This is a genomic window from Nonomuraea sp. NPDC049129 (assembly GCF_040648495.1).
In the GTDB taxonomy this organism is placed as follows: domain Bacteria; phylum Actinomycetota; class Actinomycetes; order Streptosporangiales; family Streptosporangiaceae; genus Nonomuraea.
Map to the genome: position 1 here is coordinate 646,287 of NZ_JBEZDU010000004.1, position 23,118 is coordinate 669,404.

Genomic DNA, 23,118 nt, shown 5'->3' on the forward strand with positions numbered 1-23,118 from the left:
TGCGGCGCTTACGGGCCGAACACTACCAGCCCGTTGGCTTTCCGGAACCCGCTTGTGCTGTGCTCGAGTTAATACCCACGAGATCACTGTGTAACCGTGATGTTACCGAGAGTTCATCAGAAAGGGGACGACACATCACTGAGATCGTTCTCGAAGTCGCTCAGCCAGAGCCCGAAAAGCACCAGCCCCCGGACCCAGAACCGGTCGTTCCACCCGCTGAACCGGGTCAGCGCGTCGGGGCCGCCCGCGATGACCATGTGCAGCTCATCCGACAGCAGCTCGGGCACCCGCCCGGCGACGGTCTCCAGCATGCGGTGCGCGTACGCCCGCGCGGGAGCGGCCGTGGAGCGCAGCGGGACCCGCAGCAGCGGCTGCTTGACCACGTTCGTGGACGGCAGGGCCGCCACCCGCGGGTTGGCGGCGTGCAATATCTCGCGATAGAAGCGACCCTTGTCTTTTCGGGCCACCCCTACCGACAGTGCCGCGTCGAAGAAGTCGGGATGGATGAACGGCGCCGCGAACGACGCCTCGGGCCCGACCAGGTTGACCGCCGAGCGGGCGATGCCCCGCACGGTGCGCGTGTGCAGCACCGACAGCGGCAGCTCGGCCCGGTGCCCGTGCAGCATGGAGGTCGCCGCGGCGAACTGCTCGCGTACCGCCTCCTCCATCCAGGCGCCGGCCGCCGCCGACAGGAACGGCTGTGACGGGGCGCCCAGGCTGAGCGACTTCAGCACCGCGGCCGACCGCTCGGCCTGCGAGGTGGCCTCCAGCGCGGCCCCGCTCACCATGAAGTTCTTCAGCAGCGGGCCGCCGGCCAGGCCGTCGACCAGCACCCGGCCCGCCCGTTGCACCTCCTTGGCGAACGGGGCGTACCAGGCGTGGTGCGGCGTCAGGTATTCGAGCCGGCGCGCCACCTCGGCCGCGTCGCCGGGGTAGGCGTCGGCGGACTGGGTGATCACCCGGTGCGGGATGCCCAGCTCGCGGGTGATCGAGCGGGCGAAGGCGATGTCGGTGTCGGTGCCCTCGTCGGGGCTGGTCGTCCAGGACTCCACGTCGAAGCCGCGCGCCTTCGCCACGCTGGCCAGCAGCCGCGAGTCGTAGCCGCCGCTGACCGGCACCAGCAGCTTGCGCCCGTCGTAGTCCTTGTAGACCTCGTGCAGCAGCTCGACGATCTCGTGGGCGCTGGTCCACCTCTCGTACGGCTCGCGGCGCAGCCAGCGCGGCAGCCCGCGCTCCGTGGCCAGCCGCTCGCCGTCGAACACCAGCGCGCTCGACCCCGGCAGCCGCTTGATCCGCTGGTAGGGCGTCGCCTCGCCGAGCGGGAACGTCACCTGGATGATCGAGGCCCAGGCCGACCAGTCGATCTCGACCGGGACCAGCGACAGCAACGGCTGGATCAGGGACGAGAAATAGATCGCGTCGCCGTGCCGTACGTAATAGACGTCGACCAGCCCGAGCGCGCCCGCGTGCAGCGTGACCCGCGGGCCGTCGCCGATCAGCCCCGGCACCTCGTACGTCTCGGCGATGGACATCCAGCCGTCGAGAGCCGAGGGCCTGCGCTCACCCCAGGAGAACGCGAACGAGCCCCCGGCGCGGTGATAGGGCGGCAGCGGCGTCGAGCTGTACAGGGCCGCCTCGGCCGTCTGGAGCGCCGGTCTGACCCGAGGCCCCGCGGCGGCGAGCTTGCCGAGTATCACGGTGTCGATCCGGCCGAGACCGCCGCAGACATAGGGCCGCACGTTGAACTGCACCGGATCTCATCCCTTCGAGCTGCTTCCCGCAAAAGAGTATCCTTTGCCGGGCTAGGAATCGGAGGTCTCGGTGAGCACTGAGCTGGAGAGCACTAGGCGAGCGCTGCGTGAGGCGATCGCCCAGGCCGAGCACGCGGCCGAGCTGGCCAGGCTGCTGGACGTGGCCCAGGCGCGGCTCGTGGAGGCCGAGCACCACGCCGCTGAGGCCAAGGCGCTCGCCGAGCGGCTCACCGACGCGGAGGAGCGGCTGGAGATCGAGCGCGCCGCAGCGGAGAAGCTCCGCAAGGAGCTCGCCGAGCAGCGCTTCCAGGCCGAGGTGGCCAACTGGAAACTCTCCTCGATCAAGGTGGCCCGCTGGAACCGGCTCGGCGACGCGATCAGGAGCGGCAAGAGCAACCCGGTCCGCCTGGCCAGAGGTCTCAAGGGCGCCGCCAAACCGGTCAAACGACCCACCGCGCCCAAGCGCAAGCCGGTCGCCGCCGCGGCCAAGGACAAGGACGAGCGGCCGGGCGCCGCCTACCAGGCCACCACATCCGTGCGTACGCTCAACGGCGCCTCGTTCAAGCTCAAGCCGTTCCGCGTGCCCACCGGGCCCAACACCCGCCCGCACCTGACCGCCGCGGTGATCGCCGACCCGCACACCGAGGCGCTGCTGCGCTACGAGTGGCGGCAGACGACCGGCTTCACGCCGCGCGACTTCGCCAGAGTGCTGCCGCTGGAGGTGCCGCACCTGCTCGTGGTCGAGTCGGTCACCCAGGGTCCGTGGGCCGAGGAGATCACCGGCGAGCCGGGCGAGGGGCTCAAGGCCCTGCTGGCCTGGTGCGCCGAGCGGGGCATCCGCACGGTGTTCTGGCACACGCAGGGCGACGTGGCCCCCTACACGGCCGCCGCCGAGCTGTTCGAGCACCGCTTCACCAACGACCTCACCGTGGGCTGGCCGCGCCTGCACTTCGGGGTGCAGCCGCGGGTGCACAACCCGATCCCGCTCTCGGGCGGCCGCATCGACCGGGTGCTCACGCTCGACCAGTTGCTGCCCGAGCACCTGACCTATCCCGACGTGCTGACCTCCTACCGCTGGCCCGCCGCCGTCGAGTGCCCGCCCGGCACCCCGCAGTGGGTGCTGGCCGAGCTCGCGGCCTGCAACACCTCGATCGGCACCGAGCCCGACGCGCGCCGCGCGCACGCGGCCCTGCGCCGCGCCCACGCCACCGGCACGATGTCCGAGCGGACCGACGAGCTGCTGGAGGCCATCGGCCTGCCCGCCGTACGCGCCACGCTCAACGTCTCGGTGCTGCTGCCGGTGCCCGACTCGGCGCTGCTGGAGCACGCGCTGGCCCAGGTGGCCAGGCAGTCGGGGGTCACCCAGGTGGTGGTGTTCGCCTGGCGCGGGGCCGAGCAGCGGGTCCGCGAGGTCCTGACGGGCGTCGACGTGGTCTTCCGCGACCTCGACCCGGCCGCCAGCACGGGCGCCATGCTCAACCACGGTCTTGACCTGTGCGAGGCCGACCTGGTCGCGGTGATGGACCCGCGCGACGTCTACGGGGCGCACTATCTGACCGACCTGCGCCGGGCGTTCCTGTTCAGCACGGCCGACATCGTCGGCAAGGCCGCCTTCTACGCCCACCTCCGCAAGCCGCAGGCGACCCTGCTCAAGCAGCCGGACGCCGAATACTCCTACCTGCCGGAGATCGCCGGCGCCACGCTCCTGGCCCGCCGCAACACCCTGCGTGAGCTCGGCTTCGCCGACCTCACGGACGGGTGGGACGAGGTGCTGATGCGGCAGTGCCGGGCGGACGGGATCAAGGTGTTCTCGGCCGACCGGTTCGGCTATGTGCGGGTACGCGAGGAGGACAGGTGGCTGCTGGGGGCCGCCCAACTGGTCGAGTACGGCTCCGCCGAGCCACACGCGCTCATCTAGCGCGGTGTATCCGCTCTTCCGCTCTCCCGCAGGGGGTGTCCCTCCTAAGGGCCCCAGCCACCACGGACCGTCCTCTTCCACTCCTTCGGAGGGGGTGTCCCTCCCCAAGGACCCCAGCCGCAACAGACCGTCACAGGGATTGAGACGGTCGTGGGACGGGGGACCATCGTGACCACCGCACCAGCGTCAAGGGCGGCCACCCCGTGACGCCAGAACAGCTGGCCGAGGTGCTGGGGGAGCCGCCGGTGCCGGAGGGGACGTGGGAGCGGGAGGCGGTCTACATCTCGGCCGCCGCCCTCCGTCGCGGCGTGCCCCCCGCCTCCCTGGCGGCGCGCGTCTCCGGCGAGGTGCTGGACAACGGCTTCCTACGGATCGTCGTGGACGTACCAGGGACGCTGGTGGACTCCGTGGAGCCGCTCGACGCACCAGAGGACCCCTGGCCGGATTTCCCCCGCACATGGGCGAACCCGGGCTTCGTCGTCCGTTACGCCCACGCGCGGGCGGCCGCCGTCCAGCGATGGGCGCGCGACCTGGGCGTCCCGTCCGGCCCCTTCCGCCCAGAGCTGCTAGCCGACCCGCGTGACCGCGCCGTGCTCCGCGTCCTGGCCGAGCTGCCGGGCCGACGGTTGAGCAGGTCTCCTGGGTGGGAGCCTTATCTGGTACGGCTGGCGACGGCGTACCACGACGCCCATGAGCTGGCCCCCGCCGTACCCATGGGAGACGAGCCGCCCGCACCACTGCACACGGCGCGCGTCCGGCTGGCGGCGGCGGTGCTCAAGGTGCTGCCGGGCCCGGCGCGTCTGTGATTGGCAAAATATCCGGCCAAAGGGCGAAAAATCGTAAAAATATCCCTCCTGGAGCTTGATCGCGTCTCGATACGTGGGCAGCGGGTCCGGGCGGTTCGACGGTTCCGATAGCCTCGTTCGGGTGAGTCGATTCGTCCATCCCGCCGGGGACCGGCACGCAGAGATGCTGCCCCACGAGCGCCCACCGCTGGCGCCCGCCGACCTCAACCGGATCAATCCCTCGATCTGGCCGCGAACGTCGAGCCGGACCGATGGCGCGCTCACGATCGGCGGCGTGGACGTCCGCGATCTGGCCCGCGACCACGGCACGCCCCTCTACGTGTTCGACGAGGACGACGTGCGCTCGCGCATGCGCGACTACGCCACGGCCTTCGCGGGCTCCGAGGTCCACTACGCCGGCAAGGCGTTCCTGTGCAAGGAGATCGTCCGCTGGCTCCAGGACGAGGGCCTCGGCCTCGACGTGGCCAGCGGCGGCGAGCTGGCGGTGGCGCTCAGCGTCGGCTTCCCGGCCGCGCGCATCACGCTGCACGGCAACAACAAGTCGGCCGCCGAGCTGTCCAGGGCGCTGGAGGCGGGCGTCGGGCACATCGTCGTCGACTCCTACGAGGAGATCGCCCGGCTCGGGTTCCTCGCCGAGAGGCACGGCACGCGGCCCAAGGTCATGATCCGGGTGACGACCGGGGTCGAGGCGCACACGCACGAGTTCATCGCCACCGCGCACGACGACCAGAAGTTCGGCCTGTCGCTCAACACCGGGGCCGCCGCCGAGGCCGTACGCCGCATTCTCGCGCTGCCCGCGCTGGAGCTCGTCGGGCTCCACTCGCACATCGGCTCGCAGATCGTCGACACGGCCGGGTTCGAGGTGGCGGCGCGCCGCCTGGCCACGCTGCTCGTGCAGATCAAGGACGAGCACGACGTGGTGCTGCCCGAGCTCGACCTGGGCGGCGGCTACGGCATCGCCTACGTCGAGGGTGACGAGGCCCCCGACATCAAGGAGATCGCCGACGGCCTGCGCGAGATCGTCACCAAGGTCTGCACCGACGCCGGGCTGCCGGTGCCGAGGCTGACCGTGGAGCCCGGCCGCACCATCATCGGGCCCGGCGGGATCACGCTCTACGAGGTCGGGACGGTCAAGGACGTCGAGGGGCTGCGTACGTACGTCAGCGTCGACGGCGGCATGAGCGACAACGTGCGCACCGCGCTCTACGGGGCCGAATACACCGCCGTGCTGGCCAGCCGCGAGAGCTCCGCCGAGCCCATGCTCAGCCGCCTGGTCGGCAAGCACTGCGAGAGCGGCGACATCATCGTGCGCGACTGCTTCCTGCCCGCCGACCTCGCGCCGGGCGACCTGATCGCCGTGGCGGCCACCGGTGCCTACTGCCGGTCGCTGGCCAGCAACTACAACTATCTGCCCAAGCCCGCCGTGGTGTCCGTCACCGACGGCGAGGCACGTGTCATCGTGCGGGGCGAGACCGAGGACGACCTGTTGAGGGGGCAGTTGTGAAACCGCTGAAAGTGGCCCTGCTGGGCTGCGGGGTGGTGGGCTCGCAGGTCATCCGCCTGATCCACGAGCAGGGCGACGACCTGGCCGCCCGCATCGGCGCGCCGCTGGAACTGGCCGGTGTGGCCGTACGCCGGCTCGGCCGCAAGCGCGACGTCGAGGTGGCCCCCGAGCTCCTGACCACCGACGCCGAGTCGCTGGTCACCCGCGACGACGTCGACATCGTGATCGAGGTCATCGGCGGCATCGAGCCCGCCCGCTCGCTGATCGTGTCCGCCCTGTCCAGCGGCAAGTCGGTCGTCACCGCCAACAAGGCCCTGCTCGCCGAGGACGGCGCCACCCTGCACGAGGCCGCCCGTACGGGCGGCGGCGACCTCTACTTCGAGGCCAGCGTGGCCGGAGCCATCCCGCTGCTGCGCCCGCTGCGCGAATCACTCGCCGGCGACCACGTCAAACAGGTCCTCGGCATCGTCAACGGCACCACCAACTACATCCTCGACAAGATGGACTCCACGGGCGCCTCGTTCACCGACGCCCTGGAGGAGGCCCAGACGCTCGGCTACGCCGAAGCCGACCCGACGGCCGACATCGAGGGCTTCGACGCCGCCGCCAAGGCCGCGATCCTGGCCGGCCTGGCCTTCCACAGCCGGGTGACGGCGGAAGAGGTGCACCGCGAGGGCATCACCGAGATCACCGCCACCGACGTGGCCTCGGCCAAGGCCATGGGCTACGTCATCAAGCTGCTGGCCATCTGCGCCCGCTCCGACGACGGCCGCTCGGTCGGGGTCCGCGTACACCCGGCGATGATCCCCCGGACGCACCCGCTGGCCGGCGTACGCGAGGCGTACAACGCGGTCTTCGTGGAGGCGGCGTCGGCGGGCCAGCTCATGTTCTACGGCAAGGGCGCCGGCGGCGCGCCGACGGCCTCGGCCGTGCTCGGCGACCTGGTGGCGGTGGCCCGCAACCGCCTGGCGGGCACGCGCGGCCCCTCGGAGTCGACGTACGCCGACCTGCCCGTGCACCCCATGGGGGCGACCGTCACGCGGTGCCACGTGGCGCTGGACGTGGCGGACAAGCCGGGCGTACTGGCCCGGGTGGCGGACCTGTTCGCCAAGCACGACGTATCAATCCAGACGGTACGCCAGGAGGGCCACGGGGACGACGCCCAACTCGTCATCGTGACCCACCGGGCAACGGACGCGGCACTTACGGCCACCATGGAGGGCCTACGGGATCTCGACATCGTACGAGCCGTGGCCAGTGTGATGCGGGTCGAGGGCGACCTCTGACAAGCACGGTCCTCCCCTTGGGGCGCTTCGCGCTCTGAGGGGTCGGGCTGTGTTCTGTGGGGGGCTCGGCGCCCCCCACACCCCCACAAAGGCATGGTCCTCGCTGCGCTCGGGCGTTCTTCCACAGGAGGGCTTCGCCCTCCTGAACGCAGGCGGACCTTTGGCCTGAGCGTGTCCGACAGCAATCCGGGACCGTCTTGATCGGCCGGGCGTTCCCATGACTTCGGAATCGGTTCCGAAGTAGCGTCGCGGTATGGCTACTCCGACCGTGCCTTTCTCCGACCTCTCGAAGCACTCCAAACGAGTGGCAGCCACGCTCAGCCGAGTGCACCGGTTGCATGTCAAACGCCGCGACGGCGAAGACCTGTACATCACCACCGCGCGGCACGATGGGGAGCGGAAGGAGACGGCCGATGTCGTGTCTCGCCTGCTGGCCGCACTGGTCGCGAGCGATGAGGGGACGCGGGCGGTCGAACGTGCCCTGCCGGTGGTCTTCCCGTGGGCTCGCCACCTTTCGGTTGGCGAGCGTCAGGAATTCTTCCGTGACATCGTCGACGCTACTCGCGATGTCGTCGATCTCGACGTGCATGCCACGTTGCATCGAGTTACGGCTGAATGGCGGGCGACTGCCCGAATCCTGGCCGATCCGGCTTTGGCCGCGCAGGCGGGCCAGCCTTTGCCCGATGAGGAGCACGGCGAGGTATTCGCACCGTGAGCCCAAAGCGCGGAGATGATGTGGCACCGCCACCGGTGGGTGCCGAATGGCGGTTGCGGTTCGCGACAAACGATGCCGCCAAGGGATGAGGAGACCGGTGCTCGCAACACGCCGTTCCAAGCAGGGCCGACGAGGTCAAGCATCACGATGGGATCGGCATTTGTCTCACGGCAGGAGCAAATAGCCCACAACATCTCCGAGGTTTCCCGCGTCGGACTGACTATGACCTCACTCACCGAGCGCACGAGCCACCCAAGAGCCCGCCGATACCAAACCTGGACCAGCGCCGCCTCCCTGGCCGCCTGCCTGACGGTCGTCCTCGGCGGAGGTATCGCCAACGCGGCCACTGTGGACGGTGCGGCGGCACCGGTTACCACCATCGCGGCGAATGCCGCCGGCCGGGTCGACTGGGCTTCCGTTGTGGAGTCGGCTCTGAACTGCCCCAAACCGAGGCCGCGGGCCGCTTGGTACGTCGTGCACGCCCGCGTAGCGGCCGTCGGCGACCTTACCCGTGACGGCAAGCGTGAGACCGTCGTCGTGTCGTCGTGCCCGAGCTCGACGTCGAGCAATCCCTTGATCGCCTTTGTCTACGACGGAGCCTCCAAGCCCTCGGCTCCGCGCTTGCTCGGGAAACTCGGCAAGAACCGCTACTTCAGGACCCTGAAGGTCGCGATCCGGGGCGGGAGCGCGCACCTGCACGGCAAGGCGATCAGCGACCGGGCTCCCAGATGCTGTCCAGACCTGATCGTCAGCCAAACCTACAGGTGGGACGGCACGCGGTTCCGCAAGACGGCGGACAAGGCGCACCGCACCACGTGACCACTCGACCTGGCCTACGACCCCTACAAGCCGATCTCACGAACCGGTCGCAGCAGATCGGAACGTCAACCCGAGGTTCCAGGACCCGCCGACAAGGTCAGCATCGTCACGGGAGTTGATGCCGGCCTCTCATCGCAGGTCAGAGGGAGATGATCTCCTCACCGAACCTCCACACGAGTTCCTGGCGGATGCGGGCGAGGCCGGCGGCGGCCTCGCCCGCCACCGCGCGCAGTACGGCGGTGAACCTCATGGCCGGGGCACGACTCCGTTGCTGAGGGCGTCGAACAGGCGCTCCAGGCGGGCGCGGTGGTCGTCCGCGATGGTGTCGGCCGGTTCTCCGGCGATCAGGAGCCGGGCGGTCTCCACCAGCACGGCGGTGTAGCCGGCGATGAAGAAGGCGGCGAGCAGCGAGGCGTCGCCGTCGAAGGCCGGGTCGTGTTCGAGCTCGCCGGCGAGGGTCTGTTGGAGGTCGGAGGCGATCTCCCTGGCGCGGGCGACCAGCGCGGGCGAGGCCGCGACGGTCCGGAAGAAGGGGACGGACCCCTCCTTGAGGCCGGACAGGGCGTGCCGCTCCTCCAGGAGACGGAACGCCGTATCGCGCAGGGACCTGAGCACTCCGGCGTCCGGGGCGCGGTCGCGTACCGCTGAGCGCAGGAGCTCGACGGCGTCGACCTCGCGGTCCAGGAGGAGGTCCTCCTTGCGCGGGAAGTGCTTGAAGACCGTTACGGCCGAGACCCCGGCCTCCCGCGCGACCTCGGTGACCGTGACCGTGTCGAATCCGCGTTCGAGGAACAGCCGGGTCGCCACCTCTGAGATCTTCGCGCGCGTCTGCGGGCCGCCTCGCGCTCCGGTCCTGGGCATTCGGCCCCACTTCCTTGTGTCACTTAACTTAGTCAGTTAACGTAGTGGCATGTTCATCGAACAGACAACCGTCATTGTCGCCGGAGCGGGCCCCGGTGGGCCCCAGCGGGCCGCGGTACCCCGGCCGCGTCCCGTACGGGGCAGGGGAGGTGACCGACCCGCACGAGCGGCCGGATCGCCCCGTGCTGGATCGCCCCACAGGCGCAGGTCTCCATGAATGAGAGGGCGGCGGCCCGGCCCGGTCGTACCCCCAGGTCGCTGCGGGAGGCGTGGGTCGCGTTGGCGGGGCTGTCGGCGGTGTTCCTCTTCGAGATGCTGGACAACTCGATTCTGAACGTCGCGCTGCCCGTGATCGGACGCGAGCTGCACGCCTCGACGACCGCGTTGCAGTGGATGACGGGCGCCTATGCGGTCGTGTTCGGCGGGTTGATGCTGGCGTTCGGCGCGGTCGCCGATCGGTTCGGCCGGCGGCGGATCATGCTGATCGGGCTGGTCCTGCTCGGCGGGGCGAGTCTGGCGACCGCCGTGGTCACCAGCGCCGAGCAGCTGATCGCCGTCCGGGCGACGATGGGGGTCGCCGCGGCGATGACGACCCCGGGATCGATGGCGCTGGCGTTCCGGCTGTTCGACGAGGACGGCCTGCGCGTGCGCGCGCTGACCCTCATCTCGACCGTGGGCCTGGTCGGGCTCGCGGTCGGCCCGACGACGGGCGGCCTGGTGCTGGCGATCGCGCCCTGGCAGGTCCTGCTGCTGGTGAACGCGCCGATCGCCGTGCTCGCGTTCCTTGGCGTACGGTCCGGCATCGCCGCCGACGACCCGGCCGGCCTCCACCGCGACCCCCTCGACGTACCCGGGATGCTGCTGGGTACGGCGACGATCGTACTCGCGCTCCTCGCGCCGACGCCGTTCGTGGACCAGGGCGCCGGCTCCTGGGCGCCCTGGTCGGTCACCGCCGCGGCCGCCGTGACGGCGATCTGCTTCGTCCTGCGCGAGCGCCTGGCCCGCCATCCGCTGCTCGACCTGAAACTCCTCGCCCTCCCCCTGGTCTCCAGCGGCCTGGCCTACAAGGCCGCCACCGGGCTGGCGACCGCCGGACTCGGTTACATGGTGACGCTGCAGCTGCAGCTCGACTGGGGCTGGACGCCCGCACTGGCCGCCATCGGGATGCTGCCGCAGGTCGTCGTCCTCATCGCCGGCAGCGCGTTCGTCAACCCGTTCGTACAGCGTGTCGGCCTGGACCGGGCCGCATGGATCAGCGCCGCGGCGGTCGTGTCCGGCCTGGCCGTCTACGGCCTGCTCGGCCGGTCCGGCTACCTGTGGGTCGCGATCGCGCTCGTCCTCGTGGCGGCCGGGATGCGCGTGGTCGGTGTCGTCGCCGGGCTCAACGTGGTCCGCGGCCTGCCCGAGAACCGGACCACCATCGGCACCGCGCTCGTCGACACCGCCACCGAAGTCACCTCCGGCACCGGCATAACCGTCACCGGCACCATCCTCGCCACCCTGTTCACCGGCGACATTGCCACCTCCCACTGGAGCTCGCAGCAGACCGGCGAGTTCCACCGGGCCGTCACGATCGCGAGCCTCACCCTCACCATCGTCGCGGCGGTCCTCGTCGGCTGGGGGATCGCCCGCACCCGGTACGCGGCCGGCGACCAGGCGGCCACTCCCATCGACGACACCGTCCCCCAGGACACCTGACTCCCCGCGCACCATCATCGCCGGCCAAGGCGGCCCTGGCCACACGGCACTTCGGAGAGCTGCGCAGCACTGCATTCCCCGAACCGATTTCAAGGAGCACACATGACGATCACCCTCCGACCCGGGAGCACCGTGGTGTTCACCGGCGATTCGATCACCGACTGCCGGCGGCTGGAGAGCGAAGACGGTCTCGGGTCCGGCTACCCGCTGCGCGTCGCGGGCGAGTGGGGCCTGCGGCATCCGGACCGTCCCGTGACCTGGCTGAACACCGGGATCGGCGGCAACAAGGTGATGGACCTCGAGGCCCGCTGGCAGGCGGACGTGCTCGACGCGCACCCGGATGTGGTGTCGATCCTCGTCGGGGTCAACGACATGGGCTGGCACACGCTGGACCCGGAGGGGTACGTGATCTCCGTGGCGGAGTTCGAAGCGGGTTATGACCGCCTGCTCGCGCCCCTCGCCAAGGCGGGCACGGAGCTGATCCTCATCGAGCCGTTCCTCCTGCCGATTCACGGCGTCGTCGAGGCGGGTGTCGCACGCGCACGTATCGGAGAGGAAGAGCGGAAGGAATGGCGCGCCGACCTGAACCCGAAGATCCAAGCCGTGCGGGAACTCGCCGGCAAGTATGGCGCCCATCTGCTTCCCGCCGACGGCATGTTCGCCGAACTCGCGGCGACGACCGGGCCGGAATACTGGGCCGAGGACGGCGTGCACCCGACACCGGCCGGTCACGCCGCCCTCGCGGCGGCCTGGTTGCGCCTGGTCTCGTGACCGGGCGCCCGGTTCTCAACCTGTCGGCGACGCGTGAACCAGAGCCAGTTCGGCTTGCCGAGATCGACCTCAGATAGCCTGACCCCCCTAGATCAACTGCGTGGAGGTGACACCGATGTTGAACTATGGCCTTGACCTGTCCGGTGTAGAGCTCGACCGGGCTCTGCCCGACTTGGTGGCTGAAGGGGATGAGCTTGACGCCCTGGTATCAGCGGAGGCCGACTGGTCGAAGCCGACGCCGGCAGTGGGGTGGACGATCGCCCACCAGATCGCTCACCTTGCTTCAGCCGATGCGAACGTTCTCATCGCTATCCGGACCCCGGAGGCGTTCGACGCCGTGCTGAAGCAGGCAGAAGCCGCGGGCAGCCAACACGCCGATCTCGACGCCGCCGCGGGAGCAGCCAAACCGCGATCAGCGCTGCTGGAACAATGGCGCGCCGGCCGGGCCGAGGTGGCGGCGGAGCTACGTGACCTTCTACCGGACCAAGGGCTTCCGTGGTACGGCTCGCAGTTGACCACAGCGCTCATGGTGCCGCTTCGACTGATGGAGACGTGGGCTCACGGCCAGGACGTTTTCGACGCGCTGGGTGTCTCACGCCGTCCGACGGGCCGGCTCCAGCACGTGGCCTCGTTGGGAGTGATAGGGCGAGAGCTGTCGTTCTACGCCGCCCAATTGCCTACTCCGGCAGAGCCGTTCCGTGTCGAGCTGACTGCTCCCGACGGCCAAACCTGGGTGTGGGGCCCAGGAGATGCTGAACAACGGGTTCAGGGCAGCGCCCTCGACTTCTGCCTTCGAGTCACCCAGCGCAGGTCCCGAGCCCAGACGGACCTCACGGCAGTCGGCGAGGACGCGCAGAAGTGGCTTGAGATCGCTCGCGTCTTCCTCTGAGGAGGCGAGTAGACATCAGCTCAGGTCCGCCCTCCTGAACGCAGGCGGACCTTTGCCCTGAGCGCGTCCGTCAGCAGGCTCGTCTAAAGAGAGCCGCAGCCGATCAAGCGGATGAACTGTGGAAGTAGTGCCCCTTGTCGAGGTCGTCGATGAGTCCGGGCTGGGTCGGCTGCCACCCCAGTAGCTCGCGGGTCAGCGTGCTCGAGGCCGGGCTGTCGGTCGAGAGGAAGCCGGCCAGCCAGCTGAAGTGCTCGCCCGCGTTCTCCGGTGAGACGGCGGTCACCGGGATGCCGAGATGCCGGCCGATCACTTCGGCGATGGCGCGGATCGGCACACCCTCGTCGGCGACAGGGTGCAGCGCCGATCCCGCCGGGGCGTGCTCCAGCGCCAGGCGGAACAGATGGGCGGCGTCGACCCGGTGTACGGCGGGCCAGCGCGTGGCCCCATCGCCGATGTAACCGGAGACGCCCTTGTCGCGGGCGATGCCGACCAGAGCCGCCATGAAGCCGTAGTCTCCTTCGCCGTGCACCGTCGGCGGTAGCCGCACGACCGACGAGCGGACGCCGCGGGAAGCGAGGGCGAGCGTCAGCCGCGCGGTGGCCTGACGAGCATGCGGACCGCTGCCCGGCTGCGCCGTATCCGATGTGGAACCACGCCCGTCCTGCTCGGTCGCCATTCGCCCTGGTGCCACCCCGAGCAGCCCGGAGGCGAGAACGAACGGTCGATCAGATCCCGAGAGTGCCTCGCCCATCGTCTCGACGGCCTGGCGGTCCGCGTCGACGGCGCCCTGGAAGTTTCCAGAGAAGGCGAGGTCGTGCTTGAACGCGAGGTGGATCACGCCGTCCGACGCGTCGGCCGCACTCCGCAGGCCGTCGAGATCATCGAGTGTGCCGTGGTGCACCTGCGCCCCAGCCTCGGCGAGGGCGGCGGCCGAGGCGTCCGAACGTGCCAGCCCGGTGACCTGATGGCCCGCGCCGATGAGCTCGGGAACGACGGCGGAGCCGATCCAGCCGGACGCGCCGGTGACGAAAACGCGCATGAGAAAACCTCCGGAAAAAGTCGGCCGAGCGGCCGACTGATGTCAGTTGCTGTCATCACAGTAGCAAGCAATGTCAGTCGCTGTCATCACGGTACGATCGGGGCATGGGGCGATGGGAGCCGAACGCGCGCGGCCGGCTGGTGCAAGCGGCAATGGAGCTCTACGGCGAACGCGGGTACGAACAGACCACGGTGGCCGAGATCGCCAACCGGGCGGGGCTCACGGAGCGAACGTTCTTCCGGCACTTCGCCGACAAGCGTGAGGTGCTGTTCTGGGGCGGGGGCGCGCTGCAAGACCTCCTCGTGAGCTCCGTCGCCGATGCCCCTGATTCCACACCGCCGATCGACGCGGTCGCCGTGGCCTTTGAGGCCGCCGCCGCCCAGCTTCAGGAGCGCCGCGAACACGCCCGGCAGCGCCAGGCCATCATCGCCGCGAACGCGGAGCTTCGAGAGCGTGAGCTGATCAAACTCGAGTCGTTCGCCTCGGCGCTCGCCGACGCCTTGCGACTGCGCGGGGTCGCGGACACGGCCGCGAGCCTGGTCGCCGAGGCGGGGATCGCGGTCTTCAAGGTCGCGTTCGTACGCTGGCTCGCCACCGGCCAGCCAGACTTCCCGCAACTCATCCGAGAATCATTCGACGAGCTGAAGGCACTGACCGCGGGCGCGGGGGTCACCTAGGCCCACCGCCCCCGGCAGTGTCGTCTTCTGGTGCGCGTCGCATTCTTCGTACGTCTGGAACGGCAAGAACTACTGCTGTGGCGGCCAGGATCGCGCCGGTCGCGGCCCACAGCGTACGGTCAAGACCGAATCGGTCTGCGGCGGGACCGGCGAGTGCTGCCCCCAATGGGGTGATGCCGAAGGAGCCCAGCGCCTCGTAGGCCGCGACCCGCGAGAACTTCTCGTGCGGCACCTCTTGTCTGATCGTGGTCATCCAGTTGACGCTGAAGATCTCCACCCCCACCCCGGCGAACAACGACGCCGCGCAGATCACCGGCAGTGGCGCCCCGGCCGCGAACGCCGCCAGTGGCAGCACGAGCAGTGCGGCAGCGGAGGTACCGGTGACCAGCAACCGCCGCGGCCGCAACCGCACCATCAGCAGGCCGCCGAGGATCATTCCGATCGCGTCGCACGAGAGAATGAACCCCCAGTCGCGTGCCCCGCCGAGCTGACGGCCGGAAGCCAGCGCGCCGAGCACCGCGAACGCGCCGACGCCGAGCGCGTTGACCACCGCGGACTGCGCCACCACGCTCCACAGCCAGCGTCGGCCGACGAACTCGCTCCAGCCTTCTCGCAGCTCGGTGACCAGGCCGACACGTTTACGCAGCCGCCCTTCGACCCGCATCGTCGCGGCCAGTACTCCGACGATGAGAAATGTGGCCGCGTCGAGCGCGAGCACCCAGCCCGGACCGAAGGCGGCGACCAGCACGCCGCCAAGCGCGGCACCGGCGACCTGAGCGCAGTTGAGGCTGGTCCGGAAGATGGCGAACGCCTTGCTCGCGTACGCTCGATCCACGCTGCGCATCAGCAGCCCTTCGGTGGCGGGCATGCGGAACGCGATGGCGAGCCCGTTGACGCCGGCGAAGAGCATCAGCTGCCATACCTGGACCGAATGCGTGAACACCACCAGCGCGAACAGTGATTGAGCCACCGCGCTGACCAGGTTCGCGCCGACGATCACCAGGTGCCGTGGCAGCCGGTCGGCCACGACGCCCCCGATCACGAAGAACAGCACGGCCGGCAGCGTGCCCGACGCCGACACCAGGCCGACCGCGGTGCCCGAACCTCCCGCGTCGAGGATGGCGAACGCCATCGCTACCGGAGCGGCGGACGTACCTAACACGGATATGACCGCGCCCACTATCTGCAACCTGTAGTTACGGCTCTGCCACGGACCCACCTTCGCCGACGGCGAGGTAGTGGGCGGGCTTGCGCTCGTCCTAGCCGAATCCATCCACTCTCCCTGAGACAGTTACATCCCGGATAATGTCAATTGTCACTATCAGGATTGAACGTATCCTGGGGGTGTGTCAACCGATAAAACGTCGGAACCTCCCGGGCGCGAACAGCCACCATCGGGCGCCGAGCTGGCCGAGGCGCTGATGCGCACCACACATGCGCTGCGGCGGTTCGCCGGGCAGCCCTACCAGCAACGCGGCTGGTCCACCTCCCGGGTTCTGCTGATGCTCGCCGTCGACGAAGCGGGCTCGCCGCGGATGGGCGACCTCAAGGACCGACTCGGCGTCACGGGCCGATCGATCACGTCCCTCGTGGACGGCCTGGAAGATGAGGGCCTGCTGCGACGGCGCACCGATCCGGCCGACCGCAGGTCCATCCGTCTGGAGATCACCACCAAGGGCCGCGAACACCTCGGCGAGATCAAGGCCCTGCACGACACGCACGCCGAACGCACCTTCGCCATCCTCAGCGAAGCCGACCGGGGCGCCCTGCTGACCATCCTCAAACAGCTCCGTGAACACGTCGCCGGCCAACTGCCCACTGCCGACAAGGAATCGCCTGAGTCACCGTGAAACGCGCGGCCGTTTAAAGAGCAGGATGTAGCCCAAGCAATCAGACACCGCCACCCCATTCGCGCCGCCCGGGCTTGCTTTCGGGTGCCTCGGGTCTGCGCGAGTCACCCCAATCTGCTGGTCCATTCTGGAGCCAGAATGGAATGCACGATCGAGTCTCGCCATCCGTCCCGGACGCGAATATGCCCGCGGATGCGGCCTTCCTCGACCATGCGGAGCTTGCTCATCACCCGGGCCGAGGGTTCATTCGCCGGGCTACGCGCGCCCCAGACTCGATACAGGCCGAGCTCGTCGAAGGCCAGCCGCAGCAGGAGCGCTACCACCGCGGCGCCTAGGCCCTGCCCCCACCGGTCAGCCCGAAGTGCGAAGCCGATCTGACCACTGTTCTGCAGTGGATGGCCGACGTCGATCGCCAGTCGCGCGAAGGCCACCAGCTCCCCGCCCGGCTCGGTCCCGGCCAGGGAGTATTCGAGCCGTGGTTCCGCTTGAGCCAACGTCATCAAGTTGTCGATCGTTGCCCGGACCTGCTCGCGGGTGCGTGGCTCGAAGGACATGTGCTCCACGACCATCGGGTCGCCGTAGATGGCCAGAAGGGCATCCACGTCGGCCGGGCTGAATTCGCGGAGGTTGACGCGCGGGGAGGCGATCATTACTGGATTCATGGGCGGTCAACTCCGGGAATCGCGCTTCAGCGTACTCGCGCAGAGAGCGTAGCCAATTCTTCGCGTGCGCCCGCCATCGATTACATCGGTGTCTGATGGATGAGGACGACCCGCCAGCCTTCGGGGGTGTGGCGATATGCGGCCGTCGCGTGCCACGAGGTCGTCTCTTCGCCGGTGGTGCTGGTCAGTGTGTAGGCGACAATGGCGCCGGAGCCGCCGAGCAACTTGACGGTGGCATCGTTTGGCTGGCTGCGCCGGTCCGGATTTCCGCTCCCTTTGGTGTACATCTGGAGCACCTGCTGCCTGGATACAACGCCATAACTACCCAAGGCTATGAAATCGTCGGCGCAATACTCCTCGAAGAACTTCTCGTCGTAGGCCGCGTCAGCGTTCAGCATTCGCTGCTCGATTTCCAGCAGCGTCCTTTCGATCTCGCTCATCTTGCCTGCTCCTCCGGTTGCGCCCTGCCGCCAGAGTGGTGGTGGGGGACTGCACGGCTCAGGCTGTCAGCCATACCTGACATCTCCCGGCGGGTACTCTCACCTGGAGAGGGGCAGCCGGACGGGCGGTGGAAGTGGCGTCGGGGCCGGGTTGGCCTGGAACGACTGGATCATCAGGGCCGCGAAGCGGCGCGACGCCGCCACTCTCATCTCGGGTGACTCGGCGCGGATGCCGTCGTTCGCCATCAGTGCCAGGCTGATGTCCTCCAGCACGAAATCCTTCCGCAAAGGGCCTGCTTCCTTCGCGCGCCGTACCAGTTCGAGCAGTCGACGCAGCGTGCGAGCGTGCTCCGCGGCGAAGTCGGCCGATTGGGGGAGTTGCGAGGTGAATGCGCGGGCGAAGCCTCGGTCGAGGGCGTGTACCTCCATGAGCCTCTCGATCACCAGGCTGAATCCGCGCCACGGGTCGCCCGCCGCCATGCCCTCCTCCACGATCGCCGAGCAAGAAGCCATCTGCTCGGCGAAGGCCTCGGCCATCAGCGCTTCCTTGGTCTGGAAGTGCCGGTAGACGGTCGCGACACCGACCTCGGCGCGCCGGGCGATCTCCCGGATCGGCACCTCGAGGCCCTCGGCGGCGAAGGCCGCGCGAGCGACCGCGAGGATGCGCTCGCGGTTGTCGCGGGCGTCAGAGCGGAGCTTCGTTATCACTTGGGCCGTCATCGCTCTCACTTTAGCTAAACGGAGAGGGTGCTCCGTTACGTTCGGCGCATGAGAGCAATCCAATTCACTGAGTACGGCCCGCCCAGTGTTGTGCACGTCGCCGAGGTGGCGGCGCCGCACGCAGGACCGGACGAGATCCGCATCGCCGTACGGGCCTCCGGTGTCTCGCCCGGGGAGACGTACATCCGCTCCGGGGCGCTGCGTGACATGGTGCCGACGACGTTCCCGTATCGGACCGGTTTCGACGCCGCGGGCGTGGTCGACGAGGTCGGCGACGGCGTCACGGGCGTGAGCGTCGGCGATGAGGTGTTCGGCATGGCCGACACGCTCGCGCGCGGCGTCAATGCCGACTTCGCGGTCCTGGCCGCCTGGGCGCCCAAACCGGCCGCGTGGAGCTGGGAGGAAGCGGGCGGCGCCGCGGGCAGTGTCGAGACGGCCACCCGGGTCCTCGACCGGCTCGCGGTCGGTGCCGGGCACACCGTGCTCGTACAGGGCGCGGCCGGTGCGGTGGGCACTGTCGCCGTCCAGCTCGCGGTCGCCCGCGGCGCCACCGTCATCGGTACGGCGAGCGAGCACAACCACGACTTCCTGCGTTCTCTCGGCGCGGAGCCGACGACGTACGGGCCGGGGCTCGTCGCACGGGTCCGCGCGCTGGCGCCGGCCGGGGTGGACGCGGTGTTCGACTGCGCCGGAGGGGCGCTGCCAGACCTCATCGCCATCGCCGGTGACACGGCGCGTGTGGTGACGATCGCCGACTTCACCGCGGCGGCCCACGGCGTACACATGTCGCACGGAGCGCCGGCCGAGGAGACGGGTACGGCCGTGGGAGCCCCCGCCGACCCGCAGGCGGTGCATGGCCTCGCGATCGCGGTCACGCTCGCCGCTGAGGGTCGGCTGCGGGTGCCGGTCGCGGCGGCGTTCCCGCTCGCCGAGGCCGCGGCCGCGCACGAACTGAGCGAAAGCCGCCACGCCCGCGGAAAGATCGTGCTGGTGAACTGATCGGCCGCCCGTGGCCGTCCACGACAAACGGTCACGGGTCCGATGCTGCTCAGTGGGCCGAGACCCAGCTCCACACCGGCGGTGCGCCTGCCCTTAATCCGGCAAATAGTCAACAACTGATCCGAACTATCACTAAGGTGATCAAGTCAAAGATCGAGGAGGAACCTGGTGAAGCAGACGATCGCCCGGCGGATCGGCCGTTCAATGCTGGTGGTGGCGCTGGCGGGAGGCGTCGTGACCGCTGGCGTCGCGTCCCCGGCGCTCGCCGCGCGGAAGGCGACACTGGGGCCGTACGGGTACGGCAACCTGAAGCTCGGCATGACCGCCTCCAAGGCCAGGGCGACCGGGCGGATCGTCCACAAAGCGGTCGGCGACTCCGCCAGATGCACGGGCTGGGACCTCAAGGAGAACCCGTACGGCGAGTACCGGGTGGGGGTGTACGTCTCCAAGAAGCGCGGTGTCTCCATGATCGTCGCGCCGCCTGGCTTGAAGACACCGCAGGGCATCGGACTTGGCTCCAGCAACGCGCAACTGAAGGCCGCCTACCCCGGTCTGCGGCGTGGCCCGGGTGGGTATCCGACCGCCACCGTGCCGGGCAACAAGAAGGCGTTCTACATGTTCTATGTGTCGCACAACAAGGTGGCCGACATGAGCCTGGTTCTGGCCACGCAGGACTGCGTCAGGTACTAGCCCCCATAGCCGCCGCGTCGTTCGCCGAGCAATTGGAGAGGATCGTCCGCTCTATCCTGGGACTCCGTTTCGGCTGAACGGTCACGGAAGGTCGAGGGATCCTTGAAACAGCGGACTTTCCTCGCTGCCCGCATCGACCAGTGGTCACGCGAGCACCCCAGGATGCTGGATCTGACACTGGCCGGCTTGCTGTGGCTGGTTCTCGGCCCTTCGAGTGCTCTCGCGGGGCTGCCCGCCTTTCTCATCGGCACCGCGGCCATCCTCCCTCTCGCCGTACGGCGGCGCTTTCCGACCGCGGTCCTCGCCTGGTCGGCCGCGGCCTTCGCCGTTCAGCTCGCGGTGGTGCCGATTCCATTGCCGGCCAACGTCGCGCAGGCGATCGTCGTCTATACCGTCGCCGCGCACGTCGCGTCCCTGCCGATCCGCCTGCTCGCCCTCGGTGCCGCGCTCGTCGGGAGCGTGCTCGCCGGCTTCCGTTGGAGCGTCCCGCCTGAATACCTGACGAATGTGCTCAAGAACGCTGTGTTCCTGGGGATCCTGTTTGTACTGATCTGGGTCATCGGCAATCTTGTCTGCGGTCGTCAGGCCAACATGCGTGCGCTGCGTGAGGCCAGTGCCCGGCTTGAGGAGAGCCGGTTGCAGCGGGAGCGGTACGTCGCGCAGCGGAAACGTGTTGTCGCGGCACGGGAGATTCACGACATCCTTGCCCACTCCCTCACCGTCGTGATCGTGCAGGCTGACGGTGCTGAGTACGCCGCCGAGCACGCGCGGCCCTGGGATCGCGCGGACGCGGGAAGAGCCTTCGCGACGATCGGTCGTACCGCGCGGTCGGCCCTCACCGAGGTGCGTGGCGTCATCGAGGTACTCCGCGACGCCGACCCTGACCTCGACGGTGACGGGGCGGGCGAGCTGAGTGGGGCCGAGTTGGGGCAGCTCGTGGACTCGGTACGGGCGGCGGGACTCGCTGTGGACGTCGACGCCGAGCCGGCCGTGTTCGACGATGTGCCCACCGCGATACGGTTTGCCGTACTTCGGGTCGTCCAGGAGTCTCTGACGAACGTGTTGAAGCACGCCGGCCCGCACGCCACAGCGCACGTGATCGTCGCGAGGACGCAGGAAGGGATCATGGTTCGAGTAGAGGACGACGGTGTAGGTGCCGGTGCCCGTCGTGCCGACACGATCGCGGACCACGTTTCCGAACCTGCCGACACGATCGCGGACCACGCGTCCGGACGTTCCGGCTATGGGCTCGACGGAATGCGGGAGCGGTTGCGCGCCCTGGGTGGAGTGCTGGAGGCAGGCCCACGCCGTGACGGCGGATTCGTGGTCGCTGCCGCGATCCCCGTAGCCGTTCTGTCGCTCGCGGGTCGCGCGGAAGGCGCGTGATGAGTCCCGATCGTCTCATCCGCGTCTTCCTGGTGGACGATCAGGAGCTGGTACGTACCGGGTTCGCGATGATCCTCGACGCCACCCCGGACCTGCGGGTCGTCGGATCGGCCGCCGACGGGCAGACGGCCCTCGATGCCCTGCGGCGGACCGAGCACCGTGCGGACGTCGTCTTGATGGACATTCGCCTGCCGGGCATCGACGGCGTGGAAACCGCCCGGCGGCTGCTGGCCAGGCCCGACCCGCCACGGGTCGTCATGCTGACGACCTTCGACGACGACGAGCTGCTCGTCGCGGCTCTTCGAGCAGGAGCGGCCGGCTTCCTGCTCAAGGACGCGGGGGCGGCCGAACTGCTGACGGCGATCCGGGCGGCCGCCGCCGGGGAGGCGCCGGTCGCGCCGAGGCTCGTACGTCGCTTGATCGACTCGTTCGTCCTCGCGCCGCCGGCGACCACATCCGCCGAGCACCCGCCCGGCACCGCGTCCGCCGAGCGCCTGCCCGCCACCGTGTCCGCCGAGCGCCTGCCCAGCACCGCGTCCGCCGAGCGGCCGCCCACTGCCGCGTCCAGGCTGGGGCGGCTCACCTCCCGCGAACGCGAGATCCTCGCCTCGGTCGGCCTGGGACTCACCAACGCGGAGATCGCCGCGCGGCTGCAGGTGGCGGAGTCGACGGTCAAGACGCATCTCGGCTCCGTACTGCGCAAGCTCGAACTACGCGATCGTGTGCAGGCGGTCATCCTCGCGCAGACGCATGGGCTGACCGGCGACTCGCGGCGGACCGACTGATCCCGATCGCGAGGGCGCAGGCCGCTGTGCCGACGAGCACGAACAAGCCGGTGTCACCGGCCAGGTATTCGCGTACCACCACGGGCTGCTCGGTCGAGACCACGTGCTCCAGCAACAGGGCAAAGGTGGCGTTGTGCGCGAAGTGCGCCAGCACCACCGGCCACAGGCTGCCGGACATGACGCGCAGGTACCCGAAGAGGAACGAGAACGCGATCACCGAGCCACTGAACAGCAAGAGCACCAGGCCGCGGTTCCCGTCGGTGTGGTAATACGGCGTGAACAGGATGTACGGCAGATGCCAGGCGATCCAGACAAGCCCGACGACGAACATCGCCGAGCGCTCGCCGAGATACGCGAGCCGTGGCTGCAGGTAGCCCCGCCATCCGATCTCTTCGGCGAACGCCAGGATCGGCCCGGTGATGGACACGGCGATCACCGACTGCACCCATTCGCCGTGCGGTGCGGTGAATCGGCCGAAGCCGAGCGCGACGGCGCCCGCGGTGGCGAGCAGGCAGACACCGGCGGTGGTGGCGACTGTGAGCGGCCAGGTCCGCAGGCCGAGCCGCCCCATGCCGAGCCGGCGCCAACCGTCTCCGGAGTATCCCTCTCGCGTGACGACGAGCAGCATCGCCAGCACGACGAGCAAGGGTGATAAGGCGAGCACGAGCCCATCGGCGATGTTGGCGGTGCCCAGCGAGATCGTGAGCGCCAGGACGATGAAAACGATCGACGCGGCGCGATCGGAGAGCCGTTCGAACACGGACAGACCTTCCTTCGGGGATTTGGCCTGGCCCAGTGTTCAAGAACGCGCCGCCGCCGCCATCCACCCACGGTCCGAATTTCGGCCCGGCC

23 protein-coding genes are annotated in these 23,118 nt (G+C 69.3%); 15 read left to right on the forward strand and 8 right to left on the reverse strand.

Annotated features, from left to right (window positions below; genetic code table 11):
* Window positions 1-116: 116 nt before the first annotated feature.
* Window positions 117-1,751 (reverse strand): asparagine synthetase B family protein, encoded by a 1,635-nt coding sequence (locus tag AB0B64_RS15760; protein ID WP_357942546.1) that lies wholly within the window; start codon window positions 1,749-1,751, stop codon window positions 117-119.
* A 70-nt stretch (window positions 1,752-1,821) separates the two neighbouring features.
* Between AB0B64_RS15760 and AB0B64_RS15765 the strand changes: the two genes are divergently transcribed.
* The 6 genes from AB0B64_RS15765 to AB0B64_RS15790 all read left to right on the forward strand — a co-directional run bounded on the left by AB0B64_RS15765 (window position 1,822) and on the right by AB0B64_RS15790 (window position 8,799).
* On the forward strand, window positions 1,822-3,669 hold the full coding sequence (locus AB0B64_RS15765) for a hypothetical protein (protein ID WP_357942548.1): 1,848 nt from the start codon (window positions 1,822-1,824) through the stop codon (window positions 3,667-3,669).
* Window positions 3,670-3,872: 203 nt separating this feature from the next.
* Window positions 3,873-4,475, forward strand: coding sequence for an anticodon-binding protein (locus tag AB0B64_RS15770; protein ID WP_358177962.1), 603 nt, complete (start codon window positions 3,873-3,875; stop codon window positions 4,473-4,475).
* A 121-nt stretch (window positions 4,476-4,596) separates the two neighbouring features.
* Window positions 4,597-5,979: a diaminopimelate decarboxylase gene (lysA, locus tag AB0B64_RS15775; RefSeq protein WP_357942552.1), complete on the forward strand. Its 1,383-nt coding sequence runs from the start codon at window positions 4,597-4,599 to the stop codon at window positions 5,977-5,979.
* A complete protein-coding gene (locus AB0B64_RS15780; protein WP_357942554.1) occupies window positions 5,976-7,265 on the forward strand; it encodes a homoserine dehydrogenase in 1,290 nt (429 codons plus the stop codon). The genes lysA and AB0B64_RS15780 overlap by 4 nt, the downstream gene beginning before the upstream one ends.
* 253 nt (window positions 7,266-7,518) lie before the next feature.
* Window positions 7,519-7,980 carry a hypothetical protein gene (locus tag AB0B64_RS15785; protein WP_357942556.1) on the forward strand — a complete coding sequence of 154 codons (462 nt, stop codon included), beginning with the start codon at window positions 7,519-7,521 and terminating at the stop codon, window positions 7,978-7,980.
* 222 nt (window positions 7,981-8,202) lie between these two features.
* Window positions 8,203-8,799, forward strand: coding sequence for a hypothetical protein (locus tag AB0B64_RS15790; protein WP_358177965.1), 597 nt, complete (start codon window positions 8,203-8,205; stop codon window positions 8,797-8,799).
* A 246-nt stretch (window positions 8,800-9,045) separates the two neighbouring features.
* On the opposite strand, the gene AB0B64_RS15795 is transcribed toward AB0B64_RS15790, so the two are convergent.
* The gene (locus AB0B64_RS15795; RefSeq protein WP_357942560.1) at window positions 9,046-9,660 is read right to left on the reverse strand and encodes a TetR/AcrR family transcriptional regulator; all 615 of its coding nucleotides are present in this window, start codon (window positions 9,658-9,660) and stop codon (window positions 9,046-9,048) included.
* A gap of 213 nt (window positions 9,661-9,873) precedes the next feature.
* Here AB0B64_RS15795 and AB0B64_RS15800 point away from each other — a divergent pair, with 213 nt between their 5' ends.
* The 3 genes from AB0B64_RS15800 to AB0B64_RS15810 all read left to right on the forward strand — a co-directional run bounded on the left by AB0B64_RS15800 (window position 9,874) and on the right by AB0B64_RS15810 (window position 13,018).
* Entirely contained in the window at window positions 9,874-11,358 is a 1,485-nt protein-coding gene (locus AB0B64_RS15800; RefSeq protein ID WP_358177967.1) for an MFS transporter, read from the forward strand.
* A gap of 102 nt (window positions 11,359-11,460) precedes the next feature.
* Window positions 11,461-12,129 carry an SGNH/GDSL hydrolase family protein gene (locus tag AB0B64_RS15805; protein ID WP_358177970.1) on the forward strand — a complete coding sequence of 223 codons (669 nt, stop codon included), beginning with the start codon at window positions 11,461-11,463 and terminating at the stop codon, window positions 12,127-12,129.
* A 115-nt stretch (window positions 12,130-12,244) separates the two neighbouring features.
* Entirely contained in the window at window positions 12,245-13,018 is a 774-nt protein-coding gene (locus AB0B64_RS15810) for a TIGR03084 family metal-binding protein (RefSeq protein WP_358177973.1), read from the forward strand.
* Between the two features lie 103 nt (window positions 13,019-13,121).
* On the opposite strand, the gene AB0B64_RS15815 is transcribed toward AB0B64_RS15810, so the two are convergent.
* On the reverse strand, window positions 13,122-14,057 hold the full coding sequence (locus AB0B64_RS15815; RefSeq protein ID WP_357942568.1) for an SDR family oxidoreductase: 936 nt from the start codon (window positions 14,055-14,057) through the stop codon (window positions 13,122-13,124).
* Between the two features lie 104 nt (window positions 14,058-14,161).
* Between AB0B64_RS15815 and AB0B64_RS15820 the strand changes: the two genes are divergently transcribed.
* Window positions 14,162-14,734 carry a helix-turn-helix domain-containing protein gene (locus AB0B64_RS15820; RefSeq protein WP_357942571.1) on the forward strand — a complete coding sequence of 191 codons (573 nt, stop codon included), beginning with the start codon at window positions 14,162-14,164 and terminating at the stop codon, window positions 14,732-14,734.
* Here the strand turns inward: AB0B64_RS15820 and AB0B64_RS15825 are convergent.
* Window positions 14,727-16,007 (reverse strand): MFS transporter, encoded by a 1,281-nt coding sequence (locus tag AB0B64_RS15825; RefSeq protein WP_358177976.1) that lies wholly within the window; start codon window positions 16,005-16,007, stop codon window positions 14,727-14,729. The two genes, AB0B64_RS15820 and AB0B64_RS15825, sit on opposite strands and share 8 nt — an antisense overlap.
* Window positions 16,008-16,080: 73 nt before the next feature.
* Here AB0B64_RS15825 and AB0B64_RS15830 point away from each other — a divergent pair, with 73 nt between their 5' ends.
* Complete coding sequence (locus AB0B64_RS15830) at window positions 16,081-16,584, forward strand: MarR family transcriptional regulator (protein ID WP_358177979.1); 504 nt, start codon at window positions 16,081-16,083, stop codon at window positions 16,582-16,584.
* 104 nt (window positions 16,585-16,688) lie between these two features.
* Here the strand turns inward: AB0B64_RS15830 and AB0B64_RS15835 are convergent, their stop codons facing one another.
* The 3 genes from AB0B64_RS15835 to AB0B64_RS15845 all read right to left on the reverse strand — a co-directional run bounded on the left by AB0B64_RS15835 (window position 16,689) and on the right by AB0B64_RS15845 (window position 18,406).
* Window positions 16,689-17,234 carry a GNAT family protein gene (locus tag AB0B64_RS15835; protein ID WP_358177982.1) on the reverse strand — a complete coding sequence of 182 codons (546 nt, stop codon included), beginning with the start codon at window positions 17,232-17,234 and terminating at the stop codon, window positions 16,689-16,691.
* A gap of 92 nt (window positions 17,235-17,326) precedes the next feature.
* Window positions 17,327-17,686 carry a nuclear transport factor 2 family protein gene (locus AB0B64_RS15840; protein WP_358177985.1) on the reverse strand — a complete coding sequence of 120 codons (360 nt, stop codon included), beginning with the start codon at window positions 17,684-17,686 and terminating at the stop codon, window positions 17,327-17,329.
* 99 nt (window positions 17,687-17,785) lie between these two features.
* Window positions 17,786-18,406, reverse strand: coding sequence for a helix-turn-helix domain-containing protein (locus tag AB0B64_RS15845; protein WP_358177988.1), 621 nt, complete (start codon window positions 18,404-18,406; stop codon window positions 17,786-17,788).
* Window positions 18,407-18,454: 48 nt separating this feature from the next.
* Here AB0B64_RS15845 and AB0B64_RS15850 point away from each other — a divergent pair, with 48 nt between their 5' ends.
* The 4 genes from AB0B64_RS15850 to AB0B64_RS15865 all read left to right on the forward strand — a co-directional run bounded on the left by AB0B64_RS15850 (window position 18,455) and on the right by AB0B64_RS15865 (window position 22,266).
* Complete coding sequence (locus tag AB0B64_RS15850; RefSeq protein ID WP_357942583.1) at window positions 18,455-19,405, forward strand: NADP-dependent oxidoreductase; 951 nt, start codon at window positions 18,455-18,457, stop codon at window positions 19,403-19,405.
* Between the two features lie 168 nt (window positions 19,406-19,573).
* Window positions 19,574-20,095 carry a hypothetical protein gene (locus AB0B64_RS15855; protein ID WP_358177991.1) on the forward strand — a complete coding sequence of 174 codons (522 nt, stop codon included), beginning with the start codon at window positions 19,574-19,576 and terminating at the stop codon, window positions 20,093-20,095.
* A 102-nt stretch (window positions 20,096-20,197) separates the two neighbouring features.
* Window positions 20,198-21,481: a histidine kinase gene (locus AB0B64_RS15860; protein ID WP_358177994.1), complete on the forward strand. Its 1,284-nt coding sequence runs from the start codon at window positions 20,198-20,200 to the stop codon at window positions 21,479-21,481.
* Window positions 21,481-22,266 carry a response regulator transcription factor gene (locus tag AB0B64_RS15865; protein ID WP_358177997.1) on the forward strand — a complete coding sequence of 262 codons (786 nt, stop codon included), beginning with the start codon at window positions 21,481-21,483 and terminating at the stop codon, window positions 22,264-22,266. Before AB0B64_RS15860 ends, AB0B64_RS15865 begins: the two co-directional genes overlap by 1 nt.
* Here AB0B64_RS15865 and AB0B64_RS15870 read toward each other — a convergent pair.
* The gene (locus AB0B64_RS15870) at window positions 22,214-23,026 is read right to left on the reverse strand and encodes a CPBP family intramembrane glutamic endopeptidase (RefSeq protein ID WP_358178000.1); all 813 of its coding nucleotides are present in this window, start codon (window positions 23,024-23,026) and stop codon (window positions 22,214-22,216) included. The genes AB0B64_RS15865 and AB0B64_RS15870 overlap by 53 nt on opposite strands.
* Window positions 23,027-23,118 lie beyond the last annotated feature (92 nt).